This window comes from Streptomyces sp. CC53, from assembly GCF_001865245.1.
Taxonomy (GTDB): Bacteria; Actinomycetota; Actinomycetes; order Streptomycetales; family Streptomycetaceae; genus Streptomyces.
This window is the reverse complement of the sequence record NZ_MKXB01000092.1, coordinates 1-3,374: the sequence shown is the minus strand read 5'-3', so window position 1 is coordinate 3,374 and position 3,374 is coordinate 1. Positions and strand designations below refer to the sequence as shown.

Genomic DNA, 3,374 nt, shown 5'->3' with positions numbered 1-3,374 from the left:
CCACCGCGGCCCGCGCCGCACCGTGGTCGCCCCGGCCGCCCCGCGTCGCACTCGCGTTAAGCATGCCGACGTACCGGCCGTCGGCGGCGAACAGGCACTGCGCGACCCCGTCCCGCACCCCCAGCGGCTCCAGCGTGTCCCGCCACCCCGGCGACAGCCGCCGCTCGTGATCCGGCACGTCGTGCCACCAGCGGGCGCCGGCGGGGGAGCGGCGCACCGACGCGAACCCCGCGTCCTCGTGCAGCCGCCGCTCGATGTACGCGTTCGCGCCGTCCGGGTACGTGCTGGCCAGGGTCAGATGGCGGCGTCGCAGCGGATCCCACCGGGTCAGCGAGGCGTGGTCGTGCGCCACCACCCCGGACAGCGCCGCCAGCAGCGCGTCCGCCCCGACACCGCCGCCGCGCGCGGTGCGCAGCGCGGCCTCCCGCACCCGCAGGGCCCCGCCCCACACGTCGCCGCCACCGGAACCGTTCCCGCCCGTCACCCGGCCAGCATGATCACGCACCGGCGGGTGCGTCAAACGGGCACCGCTCACCCGCCCAGCTCGTCGTGCACCACCTCACCGCCCACCGCCGTGAACACGACCGGCATCCCGGGGATGTCGTGCGGGTCCGCCGACAGCAGATCGCCCCCGACCACACACAGGTCGGCCGCCTTGCCCACCTCCAGCGAGCCCTTCCAGCCCTCCGCGAAGTCCTGCCAGGCCGCGTCCGCCGTGTACGTCCGCAGCGCCTCCCGCAGGGAGATGCACTGGTCGGCTCCGCTGACCCGGCCGCTGCCGCGGGACTCGCGCAGCATCATCGTCGAGACCCCCTGCCGCCAGTCCGGGAACGTGACGGGCGCGTCGGAGCCGCTGGTCACCCGCACACCCGCGTCGAGGGCGTCCCGGTACGGCCACTCGTAGGCCGCCCGCTCCGGTCCCACGAAGTGCTCCTCGACGTCGGCGACGGCCCACTTGATGGTCGGGTTCATGTTGACCCCGAAGCCGTGACGCGCCAGTGTCCGCATGCTGCGCGCCGTCAGGAAGTCGCCGTGGATGGCGTAGTGGCGCGGGTCCGGCCGGGGATGCCGCTCCGCGGCGGCCGCGAAGGCGTCGACGACGGTGTCGATGGCCCGGTCCCCGGTGACGTGCACCCCCAGCTGGTGCCCGGCCTCGTGCCCGTGCCGCACCATCTCGGCGACCGCCGCGCTGCGCTCCTCGTCGCTGTCGCCGCCCACGCACAGGCAGCCGAAGCCACCGCCCACGTACTCCTCGTGCATCCACGACGTACGGTTCAGCGGGATCCCGTCGGCGAAGACCTTCACCCCGTGCACCGCCAGCCGCCGCGGATCCGGCGAGCGGAACCCCGCCACCGCGTCCAGCCCCCGGACGAACTCCTCCACCGTGCCGGCCATCCCGGCCGGCAGCCACAGCACCCCCACCCGCGCGGTCAGTTCACCGTCGGCCAGCAACCGCCCGTAGACGTCCAGGGTGTCGGCCGCCAGCGCGCCCCGCATCAGCGCGTCGCCGCCCGGCCCGAGCCCAGGCTCGGTGAAGCTGGTGACACCGAGCCGCGCCAGCGTGCGCAGCGCTGCCCTGAGGGCCTCCGCGCGGACCCGCGCCGAAAGCGGGGGCAGCGCGCGGTGCACCAATTCCTGCGCGCCCTCCTGGAACAGCCCCGTCGGCACGCCCCGGGCGTCCGCGACCAGCCCCGGCACGGCGCCGCCACCGGGCCCGCGCGGCACCCCGGCGGCTGCCATCGCGGCCGAGTTCACCCAGGTCGCGTGCCCTGACGCCGCGTACAGCAGCACGGGCCTGTCCGGGCTGACCGCGTCCAGGTCGTACCGGTCCGGCAGCCGCTCCGGGTCCGCGGCGCACTCCCGCAGCACCCCCGGGTCCCAGCCGTGACCGAAGACCCACTCCCCGGGCGGGGTCCGCTCCGCGGCGGCCCGTACCGCCTCCGCCACGTCCGCGATGCTCCGCACCCCGGGTGCCGCCAGGTCCACGGAGAGCGGCGGCCGGGTCATGCCGAAGGCGCAGCCGTGCAGGTGGGCGTCGTTGATGCCGGGCAGGAGCGTGCCGCCCGCGAGGTCGACGACCCGGGTGCCCGGGCCGGCCGCCGCCATCACCTCCCGGCGGTCCCCCACCGCGCTGACGGCGCCTCCGGTCACCGCCAGCGCGGAGGCGACCGAGAACCGCGCGTCCACGGTGAGGACACGGCCGTTGACGAAGACCAGATCCGGATGGGTGGCTGCCACGACGGGCTCCTTTCCCCGCGCCCGGTGCCGGCTGCGGCAGCGGGCGCGACATGCGAACTGAACGCCCCGACTCTCCGCCCAGGGCCCCGCCCACCGCATCGGTCATCCGACCGACCCACCACCGTGCTGCCGCCGAAGCAGGCCGCTCACCGGCCCCGGCTGCCCCACGGCCTCCCCGCGCACCCGCCACCGTGGTGGCCGCCGCCGGGAGGACGGAGACGGACGGGGTCCGGACGGCCGTCACAGAGCCGGCCTCCCGCCCTGCCCGGGACCGTGTCCCCGTACCCGGCCCCAGGCACCCGCGGACGCGGCCGCGGAGGGGCGGGCCACGAGGGGCCGACCGGTGGCGCGGCCTGTCACCCGTACGCCCTACGATGACCGGCCATGAGCATGAGCGAGTCCGGCAGACCGGTGGTCGACGGGCGTTTCGAACTGGTCTCCCGCCTCGGCAGCGGAGGCATGGGCACCGTGTGGCGGGCGCGCGACCTCGCCCTCGACCGCGAGGTCGCCCTCAAGGAGGTCCGCCCGCCCGACCCGGCCGACGAGCAGGCCACGCCCGGTCTCACCGCGCAGCTGCGGGAACGCGCCGTCCGCGAGGCCCGCGCCCTGGCGCGCCTGTCGAACCGGCACGTCGTGACGATCCACCACATCGTGGAACCCGCCGACGGCGCCCACCCGTGGATCGTGATGGAACTCGTCGAGGGGCGCTCCGTCCACGACCGGCTGGCCGAGGGCCCCATGCCCGTCGACGAGGTCGTCCGCCTCGGCCTCCAGGTGCTGTCCGCGCTGCGCGCCGCCCACGCCGCCGGCATCCAGCACCGGGACGTCAAGCCGGCGAACGTCCTGCTGCGCCCCGACGGCAGCGCCGTCCTCACCGACTTCGGCATCGCCGCGATGCAGGACGCCACGACCCGGCTCACCTCGACCGGGGACCTCATCGGCTCGCCGGAGTTCATCGCCCCCGAACGCATCCGCGGCGAGGAGGGCAACCCGGCGTCCGACCTGTGGTCCCTCGGCATGCTCCTGTACGTGGCGGCGGAGGGCCACCACCCGCTGCGCCGGGCCACGAACCTCGCCACCCTCGTGGCCGTGCTCGACGACCCGCTGCCCGCCCCGGCGCGCTCCGGGGCGCTCGG

2 protein-coding genes and 1 pseudogene are annotated in these 3,374 nt (G+C 76.2%); 1 reads left to right on the top strand and 2 read right to left on the bottom strand.

The annotated features are described in order from the left end of the window. Nucleotides 1-484: pseudogene (locus tag BJP40_RS08245) on the bottom strand (autoinducer binding domain-containing protein); the annotation flags it as partial. Nucleotides 485-531: 47 nt separating this feature from the next. Further along, the gene (locus BJP40_RS08240; protein ID WP_071279814.1) at nucleotides 532-2,238 is read right to left on the bottom strand and encodes an amidohydrolase; all 1,707 of its coding nucleotides are present in this window, start codon (nucleotides 2,236-2,238) and stop codon (nucleotides 532-534) included. A gap of 384 nt (nucleotides 2,239-2,622) precedes the next feature. On the opposite strand from BJP40_RS08240, the gene BJP40_RS08235 reads away from it, so the two are divergent. Then, a partial coding sequence (locus BJP40_RS08235) for a serine/threonine-protein kinase (RefSeq protein ID WP_143065911.1) occupies nucleotides 2,623-3,374 on the top strand: 752 nt, incomplete at its 3' end.